The following is a 16,230-nucleotide window of genomic DNA, read 5'->3' as shown; positions in this document are numbered from 1 at the left end:
TCGTTAGTGTGTCTCCGACGTAGCAAATTGGGCCCATGGTCGCCCCGGTTGCTCAAGCTTCGCAATGATATTTCGGTGGCTTTCTGCACGCCGTTTTGTCATCGATTTGTCGGGGTGCATCCGAGCAACTTTGGCGTCCGACGCCTTGGCGCCGAACCGCTTCCGGGCGCACTGCTGCACAACCCATGCGTCCGCCAGCTCAAGCTCGCGGCCTCGAATCCGAATCAAAAACTTGTCGCCGGACGGGTTGGCCGTTGCCGCGATCAGCGCGTTCAGGCGGGCCTTGTATTGGCGCGACGACCGCCCGGGCGGGGGCTTCTGATCGGGTGTGGCTTCCAGTTGAGTAAGGACCTGATCCAACGGAATTACGCGCTTGGCCGCGCGATGCTTTTGCACCCGGGCAGCCGTAAGCTTTCGCTGATGGGCCTTCTTTGCAGCTAGGCGCTGCTCTAGCTTCCGATCGGCATCCGCCGCCAGTAGGGCCTTAAATTTGGTGAGGGGCAACGGAACGTCGGCGGCTTCGCCTAGGCGCTCGCTCATGACGTAGTGATTCGCCGCGAGAACCATTTCATCATGGCTAGGTTCGCGCGTGGCTTTAGGTTCGGTGCGCTCTTCCGGTGATGCCTCCGAAACGGGCGGCGGTGCTTCGCTGTCGAGCGCATCCAGCGCCGCCATTAGGTCTTCAAGAATGGTATCAGGCGCAACGTCACCGCCGCACGCGGCGACCCGCCCCGGCTGGCAACTGTCGGGGAAAAGACTACGGTCTAGTTGTTCGTCTGACATTCCCGCCATAGCGGGCTCAGACCAACAAGCCTTCGAATAGTTGCTATACTCCAAGTATGGTTCTGACGCTGACACGTCGGAAACTCCTTCTGTTGAGCCTCAGGGATGCGGGTCCCTGAGGCTCTTATTTTGCGTTCAATTGGGAATATAGCGTTCGGCGGAAGGTTCTGACCAAAGCGGGCCTGTTGGCCATTCTCCATCCGTGCTTCTGTCATGGTTCCTCAGTGGCCTTAGGGAACCGAAGGTCGATCCCCGGCATATCAAGAATCGGAAGTTCAACCCCGCGGTTAGGACCCGAGGCATGCCATGCAGAAGCGCCGACGATTCAAACAAACTGTCTCCCTTGAAGAGCGGCTAGCCGAAGAAGCCAGACGGCTTCGCGAAGAAGTCGAACTCCTCCCCCATGGACCGGTGCGCGATGAAGCCATACGCAGGGCCCGCCAAGCAGAAACCAGCTCGCACATCAGCGAGTGGCTGCAATCTCCCGGCCTACAGCCGCCGAAGTAAAGCTTGGATCATCTTTAGCGCTTCAACATGCCGCCCGGGCGCATCTGCGTCCGCAGTTCCGAGCCAATCATCTGCTTTGCGGCGATCTGGACTTGCTGGGCGATTTGCTGGGCGAGGGCGCGATTATCGGCTGGTGATCCATTGGAGGCGCCGCCGTTGACGTGGATGTCGCCCATGATGAAGTTGCCGCCTTGCCCGCCGAACATGGGCGCCGCGCCACCGCCAACCATGCCGCCGTCCGCGAACCGGGGCGCCCGGTTGATCTGCTCCAAAAGCGCCCGGTGCTTCGCGGTCGAGGCCGCGTTGACGACGAATTCACCGGGGCTGAGGCGGGCCACAACCCGGTCATCCCTTGGACCGCCAGGGCCGGTCACAGCGCCCCCATCGGCGAACTTTGGAATGACACCGCCGTCCGCGAAGCCAAGGCCGCCGGATAGCCCACGCATCAGCGGCTGAACGATCAGCATCTTGATTGCGGCCTCTTCGATCGCCCGGACGATGTTCTTAGCCATAGACGCGAAGCCATCGCTTACGCTCTTGGTGCCGTCCAGAATGTCGGCAAGGCCGGTGGTGAGACTGCTCGACATGGTGTTGCCGATCGACCGCATAGCCTCATTGGTCCGCATCGCTTGCGCTTCAACGCTGTTGAGGGCGGTGGCAACGTCCGGATAGAGGCCCCTAAGCTGTTCGGCGATCTGAACGTCTTCCGAGTCGAGCAGGGCGGTCTGACTGCCCCGTTTGATCGACAAGGCTACGCTGGCCTTTTCTACGGCCTGGGTCGCTTTGCTGTAGGCCTCAGTGACTTCCTCAATCCGCCTGCGCTGTTCGTCGGTAACGACGCCTTCGCCCTTGCCAGCCGCAGCATTGGCTTGCATGGCGACTTCCTGTAGCTGAGCCGCGATCTTGTTTTTCTCGCGGGCGGCGGTGCTCAGGTCCAGGCTCCGGGCCTCCGCGTTCAGGGCAGCGGTGCGCTTGTCGATGCCGTCAGCGGCCGAATTCAGCTTATCCACATTGCTGCCGGTGCTGATCTTGGTCGGTGCCGCGCCAGTGCCGCGCGATGTCGGCGCCTCAGGGCCTTCCGGAACGCCGCGCTCCGAAGCATCGATCTCAGCCTGTAGCTTGTCACGGCGCCGCCGCAAGGCGTCCTGGGGTTTCTCAGCGCCGATCGCTTCATAGATCGACGCCACTCCGGGAATGTTCGTAACCTGGGGCAGGCCACCAAGCGCGGTCCCGTTCTTGATCGCGTCATTGATGGCCGCAAGCTCGCTCCTCTTGCGCGCTGTCTCGGAGGTCAAGCCCAGCTTGTTGGTAAATTCGACCGCCTTGGCAATCAAATCGACCGTGTCGGACCAATGCCCTTTGATCGTGAGAAGGATCGACGCGAGATCGTCCCAGCTAGGCTTGAGCGCTTGAGACAGCTTCTGATGCGCCAAGTCCAATTGCAGGTCCATCTCTTTGGCGCGCTGAACCAAGGCGTTGCTGAAAATGCCATCCGAATTCGCGGCGGCCTCTTTGATGGTCGCAAGCATGCTGTCGGCGGATGTTTTGCCTTGCCGCATGCGGTCAATGAGCTGACTGCCGAACATCTTCTCACCCAAGTCATAGGCGGCGGCGTTCTGGCCGATGCTCTGCAACTGGATCATGGCCTTGAGAACAGCCTGAATTCGATCTTCCTGGGTCTTGGCGTCCCGGAACAGGACCAACCCTTCAAGGCGTTGGCCCGCCGTCTTCGCCAGCGTCTCGTTATAGACCCGCAACGCCTTCTCAACGTCGCTGATCTTGTCTTCGCCAACGGTCCATTCCGACACGTCGATAGGCGAGCGTTCCTTGGTCGCGTTGAAGGCATGATCAAGGGCGGCCTCTAGCTCGCCAGCCCCAAGCTTGAGCTTCAGGGCCTCCGCTGTGAATGCTTGAAAGAATGCGGGCGCAACGCCGACGTTTTGGGACTTATCGGCAAGATCGACCATGGTTTTAAGCTGGTCGCGCGCGCCTTCGATCGCCGCCGACATGAGCTTGAAAGATCCGACGACCAGCGCGACCCGACCGGCAACCCCAAGGGCCATCCGGGCGGCGCTGCCAACCATGGATGCGCCGATCGCTTCGTTCATGTCGAGGAATTGCTTCGCGATGTTGCGCGTCGCGCTCTGGGTGAGCGAGCTGGTCTGTTTCAGCCCTTCCTTCAATTGATCAAGGTTGACGCTGATGGGGATATTCAGGGCAGGCGTGGTCACTGGGCGTCTCCGGAGAACAGGGCGGCCAAGACCGCATTTGCAAGCAGTACATTGGGATTGAGCGGCTTCCCGCGAACGTGGGTGTCGAGGAGCGCATCAACCTCCCTTTCCGGGACGCCGCCGCCCAGCAAGCCAAGCTCAATCACTCGCTCAACGTCGTCGGCGGTGTAGCTGCCGGTCTCGAAACGGGCGAGGGATGCGGAGGGCGAATATCCGTTGATGCCGCGCCATGAGATCACGCGCTGCACCCAGCGATCGGACAACGTGAATGTGTGGGTGCCACCGGCCCAGGTGATTTCACGGGCGCACTTGTCGTCAATCATTGTTCAGAACCTCGCTAACTCCGTCGTCGATCGCCTTTTGCATGTCGTCGCGCATGGCTTCGTAAGTGTTGAAAAAGAAGGGGTGGGCGGCTTGGCGGCTTGTCCCGAATTCGAAACCCAAAGCGTAGTCATAGGGCTGGCCACTGCCCTCGCGGACTTCCTTGGTGGTCAGCTCGCCGCCCGCCTGAACGATGAATTCGAGGTCATTGGAGCCGGGCACCACAACGCACGACTCCTCAAGGTGCCCCGTTTCGTCGGGGGATTGCTCAAGGGCCTGCAATGCTTCGCGCTGGGCCTGGGAAAGTCGCTCAGCCTGTTCGCGGACAGCTGCCGACAATTGCTCTGTGAGCTTGTCGGGCAGGGCTTCTAGGAAGGCTTCAAGATCGTCGCTCATTCGAGCACCAACATTTCGGCGGTGATCGCCGGGTTATCGAGGAAGGAACGGCCACTGTCCCCAGCAGCGGCGCGGGATACGGCCATCCAGGTTGCCGCCGCACCGTCAATGCGATCGGTCGACTTGCTCTTGTGAATGATGCGGTTGTCGTTTGCGTCTTGGTGGATGGCAACGTTGGAGAAGTTCCAGCGCAACACCGGATGCCCGCCGTGCCGGAAGTTGCCGCTGATGATCGCGGCCTCAAGGGTGTTGAGCGCAGGCGATTGCGTCACCCAGCCTTGACGGATGGTGACGACCGGAAAGCCGTCCTCGATCAGCGGCGCCATGACGGCTTGGGCATAAGCCACGTCAAAGCCGATCTCTTGCACCTGAAAGCGGTCCGCGAGACTGCGGATATAATCCGCGACCGCTGCGTTATCGATCACGTTGCCAGGCGTAGCGGTGATGAAGCCGTCTTTTGCCCAAGAGGCGTAGTTGACGCCGTCCTGATCGCCGCGCTTGCGAATGTCTTCCTCCGGGCAAAAGAAATGCGGCAGAACCGTGTAGGTCTCGCCGTCCCGGAAGCACGCGACGACCGATGAGAGATCGGTGGTCTTGGACATATCGACGCCAACCCAGCACGGCGCGCCGCGCAAGGCCTCATGGTCGATCGGAGCCGCGCCAAGATCGTAGGTCGCCATATCGACAAAGGGCGAGGTCGAATTGTCCAGCCAGACGTTCAGCTTATATTGGCGCAAGCTGTCGCGCTCGGTGGGGCTGTCTTTCGCTCGGTTGACGTGCTGCCGATAGCCCTTGATGGACGGATAACCGTGGGCGCTGCCCGGGTTGATCCGCTTCCAAAGTTCTTCGTCGGCATAGTCGCAATCGGCCGGAGCCTCGAATAGCACCGGGAGGCAAGTCGGGTCGTCGATCTCGCCGCGCGCGATCTTGCGGGCGCGCTCAATTACTTCCCAGGCGATGCTATCCTGTCCGCGACCGGCGGTCGTGGCGACGACAAGCAAGCTGTTGTCCGTCTTATCGAGGCCGTTGGTCAGCACCTTCCAAAGGCCATCGCCGCGCCACACGTGGATTTCGTCTGCGAGCACGAATGCGGGCGTGCGGCCTTCCTTGCTGGGTGCATCGGACGAAATGACTTCAAGCTCGGTCCCGTCGCGCGGGTAGGCGATCTTTTTGGCGCTATTGAAGGCGTCATAGACCTTCGTCACCGGGACTAGGTGCTTAGCGTCCGCTTGGACGATGCCGCGAGCTTCCTTGAACGCGATACCGGCTTGGCTGCGGTCGCTGGCGGCAAAGATCACCTCGCCGCCGGAGACGCGCTCCGGACCGATCGTATGTAGCAGGGCAAGCGCGGCCGACAGGCTGGTTTTTCGGTTGCCGCGCGGGACCAAGATCACGACGACGGAGACGATACGGTTGCCGTGATCGTCGCGCGGCCCATAGATGGCGCGAACAATCCGCTCTTGCCACGGATCAAGCTGGAATTGCTTGCGGGGCAGGGTGGATTTTGGGTGCTTAAGGCGACGGAGGAACGCGACGGCGCGCTCCCCATAGCCGAGCGGATCGGGGATGGGCGAGTTGTCGTAGAGCCAATGAGGGAAGGTGTCCCTAGAGGGCGAGCGGGTTGTCATCGTCGCCTTCATTGTCGTTTTCGCGGACTGCCGGTCGCGAGCGGGAGACGGGGGTCAAACCGAGTTCAGCCGCGAGCTGACGCGCGGTGACCATGCTCTTGTCCTGTGCGCGGAGGAGCTTCAGGTCGATCTCGGCACGCAAGAGCGCTTCCAACTGGCGAACCCTGCCCATGGCGACGCAATAGCTTTCCAATGAACCCAGGTCGGCAACGGTCAGAATGCGGCGCTTGGCGAGTTCCGGCATGACGCGGCGCCATTCGGCCTTGGCGTGCTTGCTCAGCCAGGACGGCGGCCGGGTCGTGGCGTCGAGCGCGGAAGCGTCGGCCGAAAGTTCTGGTTTCCGACCGCGCATCAGGGCCTCGCAAACTCGCCGAAGTGCTGGCGCGCGGCGGTCGCATAGGCTTCCGCCGCCGCCTCTTTGGTGGTGAAGGTGCCGAGACTGAGCGCGCGATCGTTCACGTAAATCGATGCCCGATAATTGCCGTTCGGGGTCTCGCGGACGCCTTTAATCCCAAGCTTGTTGCGGGCCTTGATGCCGTGCGAAACCTGCTTGGGTGACGCCGAGCGGAGATTTTCCCAACGAAGATTCGTTGGGTCGTGGTCGCGGTAGCTCACCTTGCGGGGCGGCCAATTGCCGGTCATGTAGAGCCAGGCAAGGCGGCTCGCGAGGTAGCAGCGATAATCGACCGTGATACGGGTCAAGCCTTGCCGATCGGCGCAGCCGACGGCGCGGCCATTCCGGGTGAAGGTGCCGGTGGCTGGGTCATAGGTCAGCACTTCGCGGAGGCGATTGGCAGTGATCACGCTGCAACCCCCTCGACAAGAATCGGGAGCCGCGCCATTTTTGAGAGATGAAAACCCCTGAATGGCCGGGCATTGCAACCACAGTTGGCATCATCCTTATCGTGATGATCGCCTTGGATCTGAGCAAGTGGCAGACGCTGGCGGCTGCCTTGGTAGCATTCGGTGGCGCAGCGCTCGCTTATCGTGGAGCTATGGCGAAGGTTAGCCATGATCAGAGTATTGCCGAGCGAGACGAAATGCGCCGCAAGCTGGCGCTTTACCTGAAGCTTGAATTTGCATTTCGAGAGATCGCCGATAAGGCTCGGGAAAAAGGCGACTACCTCTCCTTTGACCCACTGGAAGAGACGGAAATCATCAGTGCGGAAAATTTTTATGTCGAGGAGCCTCCGGAGTTGGAGGAAGCATGGGCTTATCTTGATCTCTTTCCTCGCGAGATCATTGGGGAGATTCGAAACGCGAGAAATTGTCTGAGAAGCCTCAAACGGCTTCGCAGTGAGTTGGGAGAAAACCGGATAGCGTGGGAGGTTGGCAAGAAACCACATGCTATGATCGAAGAGGCCGCAGCGCTTTTGCATGGCCTCTGGCATTCCGCAGTACTGGTGAAGGACGAGCTTGATCCACTTATCAAGCAACTGGCGCCCGATTTGGATGAGAATGAGAGGATGGTTCGGCTCCACGGCGAGCCTTTTGATGATGATTAGCATCAGCCAACCCGCTCGCAAGTAACGTCCATCCCGACGAGGCGCCCAATCTCAGTGATCTGCTTCACGTCATATTGTTGCCCCTCATAGAGCAGCCGGTCATTGAGGTTGAGACCGGCAAAGTAGTACATGCGGAAGGTCAGAACCGCGTCGGTGGTGTGCCCGCGCGCGTCTTCCCGGTCGTCGGTGGCATTCTTGAGCAGTTGCGCCCGCATGGTGGCGAACGTGGCCCAGGTCTCTACGGGTGTGCCGTAGAGGTCGAGGCCGGTGGTGCGGCGCTGAATCTCAATGATCCTATCAAGGTTGCCGGCGCGCATCAGTTGGCCTTCATGATGCCTGCGACGGTTACCACGCCATGGCTATAGCCGTCGGGGTCGCGCATGAACCGGGTCTGGGTCACCATCAGGTCGTGACAGGTGAAATGGTCCAGGGCCAAGACGCCGCTAACCTGGGCGTCAACCCGCAAGGCCTCAACGATCGCGCCGACGGCTTGCTTGCATTGGGCGAGGCCCGGCTCCTGAAACCAGACGTGCAAGGTCGCGTGGGTGGTCGAGTCCCAGCGCCGGAAGATGGTCTGGCCTTCGCCGATTTGGACGCACGGCATGCGCTCAGGGCGCCCGTTGGCGTCAATGATCGCGTCCGGATCGACCAAAGCCATAAGCTCTTCAGACGCGATCAGGCGCGCCCGGATAGCCTTTTGCAGGTCATAAGAGGGTTCAGAATTGGTCATCAGCCGAAGCAAAACGCACGGTAAGGGGCCAAAAGATCGATGAAACCGAACGGCAATTCCTGGGCGGTGACGCCAATCAGGGAAGCTTCGCGGTTCTGATAGAGGTGTGCGGTCAATTGGAGCACGGCTTCACCCACGGGAGCCGGGGTGCCTTCCGCGTCCACATCGGAGGCCGTATAGGCGCCAACCAACGCCTTTGCCGCCGCCAGCTTGTCGGTAATCAAGGCGTCGTCAGCGTCGATTGTGACGTTCAGGTGCGCCTTGGCTTGGTCTAGGGTGATGCCGGGCATGGTCAGAAAAACTCCAATTAGGCGCTCTCTTGCGCGACCCGGGGGCACCGGTCGCGGCGACTTTCTGCAAACATTTCGACCACCCCCGGGGTGTCTGTCTCTTCGAACACGTAGCTACCGATGCGCTTGCGAAAGACACGCAATGCGCCATCAATGCTGCAAACCAGCTTGTAAAACTCACTCTCAAGTATAGCGCCGCGCGTTGGCTTGGTTCGCTTGCGGGAGGGCGTCGTCAGTGTCTGCTCTACAGACCAACCGATGTTGATGCGGCGATAGATGGCCTGCACCGGAATGCCGGTGCGGTTGGACCACTCACGCACAGTGAGGGTTTGACCATCATGGGTTAGGCGGCGGACTGACATTCGGTGTTCCTGTTGGCTCTACGTCTGGCGGTTGGCATTCCGAGTGGCTGATCGTGCTTGGCAGCATCGGCAATGAGTTTGGTGGCATAGGCGCTGACATGCTGATGCTCTAGGCCTGCTAGCGCGCATACCTCGATGAAATCGCGGTTCGGCTTGGTCAGCCAGTCGCGAGCAGAGAGCTGTTCATTCCGGCGCCACTTCAACTTGGTAGAGAGCGGTTCTGTTGCGTCAATGACTGCTTGCTGGATCACGGCGCACCACAATTGCTTTTCGCTCATTGCTGGCGCTCCCGCGATTGCTTTCGGCTCGCATGACAAGGCGAGCTGGCGAGCGGTTGCCAGTTGGAGCGGTCCCAGAACAGCTTCATGTCGCCGCGATGGGGAATCTTATGATCGACGCAATCCGCGATGCGACCACAACCGCATGCGCAGAAGCGGTTCTGGGGCAGGGCGAGGAATTCCTTGCTCTCGCGGCGCCACTTGGAATCGTAGCCGCGCTGATGGGCCGTAGGGCGGTTGCGATCGGCCTCTGCCCTGCGGCGCGCCTGACACGTGCATAGCTCGCCGGACCAGACGATTTTGCCACAGGCACAGACGCGACGGGGTTTGAAGGGCATTAGCGTTTGCCCCTTCCGATTGCGTTGATCTCTTTCCGGACATCGGCGGGCATGCCCTTAGTAGCGTCGATTGTCTCGGTGTCGTCGCGCTTGCCGAAGATCGCGGCAAGCATCTGAACGCGGCCTTCCTTGGCGTTCATGATCTCTGCCGCTGTGGCATTCCAGGTCGCTTCGGGGGTCCATCCGAGCCAGCCCGTGCCGATCTGATAAAGTTGGGTGAAATACTCCTCAAACGACAGAGGTTCGCCATGCTGGGGTTGGTCGTCGCTCTTGTCGGTGGCGCCGCACAGCACGGGGATGAATTCGAGAAGCTGATCACGCGTCGCCAAGAGGGCGGGGATCATGCTGGGGTCTTCTTTGCGCGCGTATTCGATCCAATCCGATTGGTTGACGCACGCGACGGTGATCAGGTCGGAAATGGCCGTAAGGTCGCGCTCAAAGATCGCTTGGTAAAGCCGGCCGAAATCCCCGTGGGATTGGGCAAGCTGGAATGCGGCCCGCAAGGACGCGCGGAGGTTCAACGTCACGCCGGGAGTCGACAACGTGAGGCTGATTTCGTCGATTGCGAGCCGCATAGCTGTGTCCCTTCGCTTAGGTCGCGGAGACCTTGAGCTTCACGAAGCGATCGGGATGAGTCACGTCGGCGCCGACGCGCTTGCGCGCGTGGAAGCGGACTTGGCCCTTGGTCGCCAGCGTGTAGGGGTCGCGAAGGATCGAAATGCCAACGCGGTCGACGATGCGGTAACCCTTGAGGTCACCGAACATGACCGGGAAGGCGTTCGCCGCGATGTCAGGCATATCGACCGCTTCAACGATCGGGCGGCCAAGCAACGTGGTCGGCGCGCCGTCCGAGATCGGGTCCAGGACCAAATAACGGCCCATGCCATCCTTCCAAAGGCGGATAGCACCGAGCGTGTTGCGGTTCATGAGCCACACGCCATTCTGAGCATGCGCGCCCGGAAGCTTGTGGAACATGTTGATCAGCACGTCGGCCGGATACGACGTCGGGAAGCTGGTAGCGTTGCCGGTGACGACGGTGGCGATGCCCGTGGCATTGAGAAGGCCCATGGGCTGGGTCGTGCCGTTACCCTTGACGAAATGGGTGCCCTCGCCAATGCCGAAGGCCTCGCCGAATTCCGAGTGAAGTTCGCCCTCGATGCCGTAGGCGTTATCTTCCAGGAGCCAGTTTGAGATATCCGTATAGGTCGCATACTCATACGGAGTGATGCCGATCTGTTCATAGGACGGCTCGCTCTCGGTGCGGTCGTCAGTTTCACCGACGATCACGGCGGCGGGGCTGCCGGTGCGCCGGGGATACTTGACCTGACCGGCGCCGATGGTGCGGACGTTCGCATATTGGCGGATGGGCGAGAATTGGCGGAGGAGCTTCAGAATCTCATTGCCGAATTCCGGGGGCGCAATCGCAGTGTTGTTGCTGACAACCAGCGACTTCTTTTCGAGGTCGTCCATCTTGTCGGCGCCGCCGCGAAGGAACGACTCGAAAGCCTTGGTTTCGATCTTGGGCTCATTGTCGTTCGCGGCCCGACCGTTGGGCCGATTCATCTTGGCCTCGATGCGATCCAGGCGCTCGGTGAGCTTGGTGTTGTCGTTTGCCGCTTTCGTTTCGAGGGCGGCCTTCAGGTCCGCCAGCTCTTTAGCGACGCTGGCGATCGGGTCGTCAGCTTCGCCAGCATCCTTAAATTCGAGTGCATGCGCAGTCTTCATTGGGTCGTCTAGCTCCAGGTTTGGATTACAGCGTTGCCGTGAAACGCTTGATGAGATCGGCCACGGCGCGCGCCGCGTCGTCGGATTTCGCGCCAGTGATCCGGGCGCGGGGATGGGCGGGGTCGCGAACCAAGCTGATCTCTGCGAGGTCGAGTGCGTCGATGATCCGGCCACGACCTTGCTTGCGGGCCGCCTTGGTCCGGAAGCCGATCGAAAGGCCGGTGATGAGGCGCGTCTTGAGCATCGCGCGGATTGAACGCGAGCGCGGTTGGTCGAGATGAAGCTGACCTTTGACGGACAAACCTTCCTCTGTCTCTTTCACCTCGTTCCAGGTTCCGACCAGATCGTCCGGCCGGTGTTGATAGAGGATAGGCAAGTCCGGAAGGATCGTCCCGAAAGCTCCCTTGGTGATCAGATCCTGATAGCTGTCCGGGCCGGCATTGAACGGCCAAGCGATGCCGGTGATTTCACCTTCATCGCTGACGCTGAGCTTTGCCTTGATTTCGAGACGGTCCATACTCACAGCGAGACCCAAACGTTGGGCGAAGTGGCGCCAGTGAGATTGAACCGGATCAGGCATAGACCGAGCTCAAAGACGCCGCCGCCTGGAGCCGAAAAGGTTACGTAGGTGTCGCCTGCACGATCGACGTTAAGCCAAGTGGTGCCATTGTCGGGCGACATTTGAAGCGTGACAGTGCCGCCGCCCAACGTGCCCCACACCGTGACTTTTCCGGTGCCACCCGACCAACGCACAGGGCCGGCTGCGCCGTTAGCTGTCAGGTTAACTTGCATTTGCTTCTCCATGCGGATTGCCGCAGAGCGTCCGCTCAAGGATCTTCGCGGCGAGTTCATATGTTTCAATGAGGGGGCGGCCATCCACGTAGGCCACAATCAATTCATGCGCGCGCTTGGGCGACATGCCTCCGCCGATCAGGGCAAGGCGGATAGTTTCGTTGATGTCGGCCTGTGCGAAGTTGCGCGCGAATAGGCGATTTGCGATCGCGCCGATACCGGAGCCGCACTTGACTTGAAGCTCTTCAATCTCACGCTTGGTGAGGCGGAATGTGTGTTCGCCATCGCCAAAGAACGCGATGTAAGACTGATCAGCCATCAACCGGCCTCCCCAAAGGCAGTCTCGATTGAGCCGGAGCTATCGGCATAGACACTGATATCTTCCACATCCGACCACGCTTGAACCGGCGTCGAGCCGACAACGCATTCGCCGTAGATCAACGGAATCGCGTCGCCTTGCCGGCCTGAATTTCCGATATTGCCGCCCGTGACGCTGAGGCCATTGGAGGCTTCGGTTTGTTCGGAGGCCGGCTTGCTGAGTAGCGAGGAGGCGCCGGACAGTGCGAGGCCCAGTCCGATCGCTGCAATCGTGCCGTAGGTCGTGCCGCTCAGAATGCCGGAGGCCGCAAGCGGGGTGGCAAGTGTGCCGCCTGACAAGAAGATCGCGCCGCCGACAAGGGCCGCACCGAGAACTATCTTCGTGGTCCCTTTCGCCGTATTGGATGCGGCGCCCTTCGCGACCGGGATTATGTGGAGGTCAGCAATGCCGAGCTTGAACTCGTTTATCAGGTCAAGGTCGAGCTGCATCCCGTTGCGCTTGTCGCCGCGCACGACCTTGTAATAGCCATCCTGAAGTGCCTTCACGAACCGACCAGGGAATGCACAGTTGAGGGCGCGCAGGGCTTCAGCGGCCGTTGCAACGTCAAAGCGATGGGACGCGCCGAACTCTTTGCCGAGCTTGCCGTGGAGATGGACCGAACGAAGCATCACGCGGCCTCCGTCTGAACGTTGCCGTTGAGCTTGCCGCCCTGATGCGCTGAGCTGGTATTGGGGTTCTCGAATACGTCGCCGCCCTCATAGGCCGGATAGCCAAAGCCAAGCTGCCGCGCTTCGTTCGGGTTTAGAATTCGAGCGGAAACGGTGGCGCTGAGCGCTTGCGCCCGGGCGAGAAGATCGGCGCGGGCGAAGCCGTCAACGTTGAACTCAATGCAGTATTGCTTCCGCTCTTCCGGAGACAGAAGCTTCAACTCAAGCTCTTGCTCGAAAGACTTGAGCCGGGGCAACAGAGCTTGCGAGAGAAATTCTTGGCCGATTGCCTCGATCGATCGCGGCTGAGCGCGATCGACTTGCATCAGCATGTGAAGGGGGACGCGCCAAAGCCGGGCGATCTCCGCGACTGCATAGGTCCGCATCTCAAGGAATTGGGCGTCAACACTGTTGAGCGTTAGCGCTTGCCAGTTGAAATCGCCCGGCAAGATCGCCGTGCCGCCCGATTTGTTGCCGCCGTGAGCAGCGTTCCAGGCCGTGGCGACCTTGGCGAGCGCTTCCTGGGTCGCGTTGCCCTTCGTGGTGAGGACGCCGCTGGGGCGGGCGCCCTTGCCGAACAGCCTTGCGGCATGGCGTTCCAGGACCAGGGCGAGCGCGATGACCTCGCGGCCTTCGCCAACCAAGCCCTTGCGCGAGTCGTAAGCCGGGGTCGGGAGATGGATGAGGTCCGCGCCGTCGATCGCGCGACCGTCAAGCTTGTAAGTCGGCTCAACGTCGGAGTCGTCAACGGCTACCGGGTTGGTCCGGGGATCAAGGCGGATCAATTCAGCGGGCTTGCCGCCGTCAACGCGATTGATGAGCGCAAAGCCGCCATGAGGCTGCAAAAGCGCGTCGGCCATGAGCTGGGTACGGAACAGCGCAGCTGCGGTAAAGGTGTTCGGCGCGTCATGCAAAAGGCCGTAGAGTGGATGTTCCGGGGCTTTCTCTTTGCCACCGTCCGGGAGCCGCTTGTAAATGTGGAGCGGCAGTGAGCCCGCTGCTTCGCTGATCGACCGCACGGCACAGGCGACGGGCGCGCATGACATGGCGGAATAGGGCGTGACGGTCACACCCGAAAGGGTGGGGCTCGCGCCGAACATCTCGACAAGCCAAGGTTCAGGCGATGAAACGCCCGACTTGGTTTCGAGGCCGATTAGCTGTTTGAGGCGCGAAGTGAGAGACATAACCAAAAGGGGTTGCGCGTCCGCTGGATTGCGGATGCGTGGTGTAATTCCCCTTTGTTTGCTCTGAAGTCGGGATCACGTTGCTCGCGTGCAATCACCGACGCAATTATGATCTCACACGCTTTCGAATTGCGCAAGCGAAATTTCGGAATTGTCGCATTTGTATTATTGCAGGCGCAACGCGCTGCTGCATTCCGGAGGAGTATTCGTCACCGCGAGAGGTGCTTCCATTCCGGAGAGGGTATGACCGGGGCGATCCTGTAACGCCGCGCCGTCTATCTAATAGATATACTCTCTTACTTCTCTTCTCTTACTTAGACGACACAGCGTTACAGAACCGCCCCGGTCATGATTTCTTGTTCTTTCAATAGCATAGGGCTGAAAACCGCCCCGGTCATGTAACGTTGGGCTCCAAATCGCCCCGGTCATGTAACGCTTGAAATCGCCCCGGTCAGTAACGCTGCGTTACATGAATCGCCCCGGTCACCCTGGGAAATTTACGGGTGGTCGCGGCGGTGTAAGTGCTGACTTACACCGAAAAAAATATTCAATGCCCAAGCCGTTGAAGAGATTCACCACCGAATATCAGCATCAACTTACTTTTCGGTTTCGGCAAAGTCCGGGGTCTTGTCGCGTGGAGCCAAATCGCGGCATCTCGGTTCCGTTGCATAATCACATGGGGCTGACATGACTGAGGACTATCTGCCGAATTCCCTTTACGCGATCGTTGTTGAGAGGGTGACCAAGGTTGCCGGGCAAGGCGACGTTGAGCTGATCAAGATCGCCATGGGGCCTTTGCTGCACGATCGCCCCGGATTGGCCGAACGGCTCGCCCATCTAGAGCCGTGCCCGTGCACCGGACGGATGACCGCCGATCAGGTCAAGCACTGCTTGGGCGTGGATGGCGACATGTGGCCGAAGGAAATTTATGGCGCCGCGCTGTTGGCTGCCGTTGAAGGTGAGCGGGGACAAGCAATCCACTGATCTCTTGCGCAATTCCCTTGCATGACACGGCCTCGCGCATAGATTGCGCGGGGTTTTTCTTTTCGGGTGAGCGTACAATGGTTAAACCGTTCAATATTTCTCGCGAGCGTTGGTCTCTTCAGGAAGTTATCATGGGCGAAGGCGATCGGCCTGGGCGCGGCGGGTTTGCGCTGGTCTTGGACGATGAGCATTTCCCATATTTTCGATATCCGCAGTCCCGGCAGATCGCAGACGCCCTAAATTTGGCATCGGACGGCAAGTCCGCGCCCGCTATCAGTCTTGCAGAAGACGCTGCCATCTACGTTTCACCCAATGGAGATCTAGTGGCTGTGCGCACGCCTGCGGGCGTCGAAAGGCAATTGAGCAGGGCAGAGGCCAAGGGGCTTGCTCGGGACCTAATCGAACCGCTCGCCCAAAGCCTTACCGGACAGGATTAAACATGCCCGGAACCCCGAATGACGCTTGGCATTCGTTCATAGGGGACGCGCCAAATCCCACCGCCGACGAAGTCGCTAAACAAGCAATTCACGACGCTGCTCGACACGAAGAGCAATTGGTCAAACTGGCTCTGTTTCACGACGATCGCGCACTCAGGGTCTTGGCAGTTTACATGCCTGTAATCGTCGCGCTCACTACTGCCGCCATCGCGCTTCAACAGGCTGGCAGACTCACGCTTTATCTCGGACTCATGATTGGCGGCGCCGTTGGCACCTTGTTCGTCGGGTGCCTGCTCGCTATCGGTGTCCTTTGGACTGTTCCGATTTTCTTGCCGTCTAGAAGGCCCGAATTCTGGAAATGGGCGCTGGATAACGACTGCGAGCTAAAGGTCACCGCCAAAGCTTATATTGAGCAGTCAATCGAAACGATTGCGCACAATCACAACATCTGCGGTCGTGGGACAGAAAGACTGATGAAGGCCTATGCTCTCGGTGTTGCGGCCCCATTTGTTGGGGCCGCACTAGTTTGGATGGCTTATTGGGCGTAGCGCAGCCTCACTTGACCGGTAAGGGCCTCGGTGGCGGCGGAGGCGGCGGCCTCGGAATGCCCTTCTGAACAGTAGTCGGCGGCGGCGGAGGCGGTGGCGGCTTCCCTTGCGACATAGCGATTCCCTCCTGCAATGCAATGAGGCGACTATACCGTGATTCGCTAT

At 60.1% G+C, this 16,230-nt stretch carries 24 protein-coding genes; 5 read left to right on the top strand and 19 right to left on the bottom strand.

From position 1 onward, the window contains the following. Positions 1-3: 3 nt before the first annotated feature. Positions 4-783, bottom strand: a complete 780-nt coding sequence (locus AC24YW_RS00275; protein ID WP_487480827.1) for a hypothetical protein — start codon at positions 781-783, stop codon at positions 4-6. 306 nt (positions 784-1,089) lie between these two features. Here AC24YW_RS00275 and AC24YW_RS00270 point away from each other — a divergent pair, with 306 nt between their 5' ends. Next, the gene (locus AC24YW_RS00270; RefSeq protein ID WP_487480826.1) at positions 1,090-1,290 is read left to right on the top strand and encodes a hypothetical protein; all 201 of its coding nucleotides are present in this window, start codon (positions 1,090-1,092) and stop codon (positions 1,288-1,290) included. 14 nt (positions 1,291-1,304) lie between these two features. Here AC24YW_RS00270 and AC24YW_RS00265 read toward each other — a convergent pair whose 3' ends face one another. Genes AC24YW_RS00265 through AC24YW_RS00240 form a run of 6 tightly spaced genes read right to left on the bottom strand, consistent with a single transcriptional unit; the run spans position 1,305 to position 6,670 of the window. Then, positions 1,305-3,521, bottom strand: coding sequence for a phage tail tape measure protein (locus AC24YW_RS00265; protein WP_487480825.1), 2,217 nt, complete (start codon positions 3,519-3,521; stop codon positions 1,305-1,307). Then, positions 3,518-3,844 carry a gene transfer agent family protein gene (locus tag AC24YW_RS00260; RefSeq protein WP_487480824.1) on the bottom strand — a complete coding sequence of 109 codons (327 nt, stop codon included), beginning with the start codon at positions 3,842-3,844 and terminating at the stop codon, positions 3,518-3,520. The genes AC24YW_RS00265 and AC24YW_RS00260 overlap by 4 nt, the downstream gene beginning before the upstream one ends. Beyond that, positions 3,837-4,238, bottom strand: coding sequence for an HK97-gp10 family putative phage morphogenesis protein (locus tag AC24YW_RS00255; protein ID WP_487480823.1), 402 nt, complete (start codon positions 4,236-4,238; stop codon positions 3,837-3,839). Before AC24YW_RS00255 ends, AC24YW_RS00260 begins: the two co-directional genes overlap by 8 nt. Continuing rightward, positions 4,235-5,878, bottom strand: a complete 1,644-nt coding sequence (locus tag AC24YW_RS00250; RefSeq protein ID WP_487480822.1) for a terminase large subunit — start codon at positions 5,876-5,878, stop codon at positions 4,235-4,237. Before AC24YW_RS00250 ends, AC24YW_RS00255 begins: the two co-directional genes overlap by 4 nt. After that, complete coding sequence (locus AC24YW_RS00245) at positions 5,844-6,218, bottom strand: P27 family phage terminase small subunit (protein ID WP_487480821.1); 375 nt, start codon at positions 6,216-6,218, stop codon at positions 5,844-5,846. The genes AC24YW_RS00250 and AC24YW_RS00245 overlap by 35 nt, the downstream gene beginning before the upstream one ends. Next, positions 6,218-6,670 (bottom strand): HNH endonuclease, encoded by a 453-nt coding sequence (locus tag AC24YW_RS00240; protein ID WP_487480820.1) that lies wholly within the window; start codon positions 6,668-6,670, stop codon positions 6,218-6,220. Before AC24YW_RS00240 ends, AC24YW_RS00245 begins: the two co-directional genes overlap by 1 nt. Before the next feature lie 47 nt (positions 6,671-6,717). On the opposite strand from AC24YW_RS00240, the gene AC24YW_RS00235 reads away from it, so the two are divergent. Beyond that, positions 6,718-7,371: a hypothetical protein gene (locus AC24YW_RS00235; protein ID WP_487480819.1), complete on the top strand. Its 654-nt coding sequence runs from the start codon at positions 6,718-6,720 to the stop codon at positions 7,369-7,371. 2 nt (positions 7,372-7,373) lie between these two features. Here the strand turns inward: AC24YW_RS00235 and AC24YW_RS00230 are convergent, their stop codons facing one another. The 12 genes from AC24YW_RS00230 to AC24YW_RS00175 all read right to left on the bottom strand — a co-directional run bounded on the left by AC24YW_RS00230 (position 7,374) and on the right by AC24YW_RS00175 (position 14,096). Then, positions 7,374-7,688, bottom strand: a complete 315-nt coding sequence (locus tag AC24YW_RS00230; RefSeq protein WP_487480818.1) for a phage head closure protein — start codon at positions 7,686-7,688, stop codon at positions 7,374-7,376. Beyond that, a complete protein-coding gene (locus tag AC24YW_RS00225) occupies positions 7,688-8,101 on the bottom strand; it encodes a DUF3168 domain-containing protein (RefSeq protein ID WP_487480817.1) in 414 nt (137 codons plus the stop codon). Before AC24YW_RS00225 ends, AC24YW_RS00230 begins: the two co-directional genes overlap by 1 nt. Beyond that, positions 8,101-8,391 carry a head-tail connector protein gene (locus tag AC24YW_RS00220; protein ID WP_487480816.1) on the bottom strand — a complete coding sequence of 97 codons (291 nt, stop codon included), beginning with the start codon at positions 8,389-8,391 and terminating at the stop codon, positions 8,101-8,103. Before AC24YW_RS00220 ends, AC24YW_RS00225 begins: the two co-directional genes overlap by 1 nt. A 17-nt stretch (positions 8,392-8,408) precedes the next feature. Continuing rightward, positions 8,409-8,753, bottom strand: coding sequence for a hypothetical protein (locus AC24YW_RS00215; protein WP_487480815.1), 345 nt, complete (start codon positions 8,751-8,753; stop codon positions 8,409-8,411). Then, positions 8,735-9,031 carry a hypothetical protein gene (locus AC24YW_RS00210; protein WP_487480814.1) on the bottom strand — a complete coding sequence of 99 codons (297 nt, stop codon included), beginning with the start codon at positions 9,029-9,031 and terminating at the stop codon, positions 8,735-8,737. Before AC24YW_RS00210 ends, AC24YW_RS00215 begins: the two co-directional genes overlap by 19 nt. Positions 9,032-9,368: 337 nt before the next feature. Beyond that, positions 9,369-9,944: a hypothetical protein gene (locus tag AC24YW_RS00205; RefSeq protein WP_487480813.1), complete on the bottom strand. Its 576-nt coding sequence runs from the start codon at positions 9,942-9,944 to the stop codon at positions 9,369-9,371. Positions 9,945-9,960: 16 nt separating this feature from the next. After that, positions 9,961-11,094: a phage major capsid protein gene (locus tag AC24YW_RS00200; RefSeq protein WP_487480812.1), complete on the bottom strand. Its 1,134-nt coding sequence runs from the start codon at positions 11,092-11,094 to the stop codon at positions 9,961-9,963. Positions 11,095-11,119: 25 nt separating this feature from the next. Then, complete coding sequence (locus tag AC24YW_RS00195) at positions 11,120-11,611, bottom strand: HK97 family phage prohead protease (RefSeq protein ID WP_487480811.1); 492 nt, start codon at positions 11,609-11,611, stop codon at positions 11,120-11,122. A 2-nt stretch (positions 11,612-11,613) separates the two neighbouring features. Continuing rightward, complete coding sequence (locus AC24YW_RS00190; RefSeq protein ID WP_487480810.1) at positions 11,614-11,886, bottom strand: hypothetical protein; 273 nt, start codon at positions 11,884-11,886, stop codon at positions 11,614-11,616. Next, a complete protein-coding gene (locus AC24YW_RS00185; protein ID WP_487480809.1) occupies positions 11,876-12,205 on the bottom strand; it encodes a gene transfer agent family protein in 330 nt (109 codons plus the stop codon). Before AC24YW_RS00185 ends, AC24YW_RS00190 begins: the two co-directional genes overlap by 11 nt. Then, complete coding sequence (locus AC24YW_RS00180) at positions 12,205-12,873, bottom strand: tail assembly protein (RefSeq protein WP_487480808.1); 669 nt, start codon at positions 12,871-12,873, stop codon at positions 12,205-12,207. Before AC24YW_RS00180 ends, AC24YW_RS00185 begins: the two co-directional genes overlap by 1 nt. Beyond that, complete coding sequence (locus tag AC24YW_RS00175; RefSeq protein WP_487480807.1) at positions 12,873-14,096, bottom strand: phage portal protein; 1,224 nt, start codon at positions 14,094-14,096, stop codon at positions 12,873-12,875. Before AC24YW_RS00175 ends, AC24YW_RS00180 begins: the two co-directional genes overlap by 1 nt. A 687-nt stretch (positions 14,097-14,783) precedes the next feature. Between AC24YW_RS00175 and AC24YW_RS00170 the strand changes: the two genes are divergently transcribed. The 3 genes from AC24YW_RS00170 to AC24YW_RS00160 all read left to right on the top strand — a co-directional run bounded on the left by AC24YW_RS00170 (position 14,784) and on the right by AC24YW_RS00160 (position 16,065). Further along, a complete protein-coding gene (locus AC24YW_RS00170; RefSeq protein ID WP_487480806.1) occupies positions 14,784-15,080 on the top strand; it encodes a hypothetical protein in 297 nt (98 codons plus the stop codon). Positions 15,081-15,157: 77 nt separating this feature from the next. Beyond that, a complete protein-coding gene (locus AC24YW_RS00165) occupies positions 15,158-15,517 on the top strand; it encodes a hypothetical protein (RefSeq protein ID WP_487480805.1) in 360 nt (119 codons plus the stop codon). A gap of 2 nt (positions 15,518-15,519) precedes the next feature. Further along, positions 15,520-16,065, top strand: a complete 546-nt coding sequence (locus AC24YW_RS00160) for a hypothetical protein (RefSeq protein ID WP_487480804.1) — start codon at positions 15,520-15,522, stop codon at positions 16,063-16,065. The last annotated feature ends 165 nt before the right edge of the window (positions 16,066-16,230 follow it).

It is taken from the genome of Bradyrhizobium sp. USDA3516 (assembly GCF_057651995.1).
This window is presented reverse-complemented; position numbering and strand designations above follow the sequence as displayed.

Excerpts from the sequence above, each read along its gene's own strand:
- AC24YW_RS00275 (WP_487480827.1), bottom strand. The coding sequence starts at position 783 with ATGTCAGACGAACAACTAGACCGTAGTCTTTTCCCCGACAGTTGCCAG.
- AC24YW_RS00270 (WP_487480826.1), top strand. The coding sequence starts at position 1,090 with ATGCAGAAGCGCCGACGATTCAAACAAACTGTCTCCCTTGAAGAGCGG.
- AC24YW_RS00260 (WP_487480824.1), bottom strand. The coding sequence starts at position 3,844 with ATGATTGACGACAAGTGCGCCCGTGAAATCACCTGGGCCGGTGGCACC.
- AC24YW_RS00255 (WP_487480823.1), bottom strand. The coding sequence starts at position 4,238 with ATGAGCGACGATCTTGAAGCCTTCCTAGAAGCCCTGCCCGACAAGCTC.
- AC24YW_RS00250 (WP_487480822.1), bottom strand. The coding sequence starts at position 5,878 with ATGAAGGCGACGATGACAACCCGCTCGCCCTCTAGGGACACCTTCCCT.
- AC24YW_RS00245 (WP_487480821.1), bottom strand. The coding sequence starts at position 6,218 with ATGCGCGGTCGGAAACCAGAACTTTCGGCCGACGCTTCCGCGCTCGAC.
- AC24YW_RS00235 (WP_487480819.1), top strand. The coding sequence starts at position 6,718 with ATGAAAACCCCTGAATGGCCGGGCATTGCAACCACAGTTGGCATCATC.
- AC24YW_RS00230 (WP_487480818.1), bottom strand. The coding sequence starts at position 7,688 with ATGCGCGCCGGCAACCTTGATAGGATCATTGAGATTCAGCGCCGCACC.
- AC24YW_RS00225 (WP_487480817.1), bottom strand. The coding sequence starts at position 8,101 with ATGACCAATTCTGAACCCTCTTATGACCTGCAAAAGGCTATCCGGGCG.
- AC24YW_RS00220 (WP_487480816.1), bottom strand. The coding sequence starts at position 8,391 with ATGCCCGGCATCACCCTAGACCAAGCCAAGGCGCACCTGAACGTCACA.
- AC24YW_RS00215 (WP_487480815.1), bottom strand. The coding sequence starts at position 8,753 with ATGTCAGTCCGCCGCCTAACCCATGATGGTCAAACCCTCACTGTGCGT.
- AC24YW_RS00210 (WP_487480814.1), bottom strand. The coding sequence starts at position 9,031 with ATGAGCGAAAAGCAATTGTGGTGCGCCGTGATCCAGCAAGCAGTCATT.
- AC24YW_RS00205 (WP_487480813.1), bottom strand. The coding sequence starts at position 9,944 with ATGCGGCTCGCAATCGACGAAATCAGCCTCACGTTGTCGACTCCCGGC.
- AC24YW_RS00200 (WP_487480812.1), bottom strand. The coding sequence starts at position 11,094 with ATGAAGACTGCGCATGCACTCGAATTTAAGGATGCTGGCGAAGCTGAC.
- AC24YW_RS00195 (WP_487480811.1), bottom strand. The coding sequence starts at position 11,611 with ATGGACCGTCTCGAAATCAAGGCAAAGCTCAGCGTCAGCGATGAAGGT.
- AC24YW_RS00190 (WP_487480810.1), bottom strand. The coding sequence starts at position 11,886 with ATGCAAGTTAACCTGACAGCTAACGGCGCAGCCGGCCCTGTGCGTTGG.
- AC24YW_RS00185 (WP_487480809.1), bottom strand. The coding sequence starts at position 12,205 with ATGGCTGATCAGTCTTACATCGCGTTCTTTGGCGATGGCGAACACACA.
- AC24YW_RS00180 (WP_487480808.1), bottom strand. The coding sequence starts at position 12,873 with ATGCTTCGTTCGGTCCATCTCCACGGCAAGCTCGGCAAAGAGTTCGGC.
- AC24YW_RS00175 (WP_487480807.1), bottom strand. The coding sequence starts at position 14,096 with ATGTCTCTCACTTCGCGCCTCAAACAGCTAATCGGCCTCGAAACCAAG.
- AC24YW_RS00170 (WP_487480806.1), top strand. The coding sequence starts at position 14,784 with ATGACTGAGGACTATCTGCCGAATTCCCTTTACGCGATCGTTGTTGAG.
- AC24YW_RS00165 (WP_487480805.1), top strand. The coding sequence starts at position 15,158 with ATGGTTAAACCGTTCAATATTTCTCGCGAGCGTTGGTCTCTTCAGGAA.
- AC24YW_RS00160 (WP_487480804.1), top strand. The coding sequence starts at position 15,520 with ATGCCCGGAACCCCGAATGACGCTTGGCATTCGTTCATAGGGGACGCG.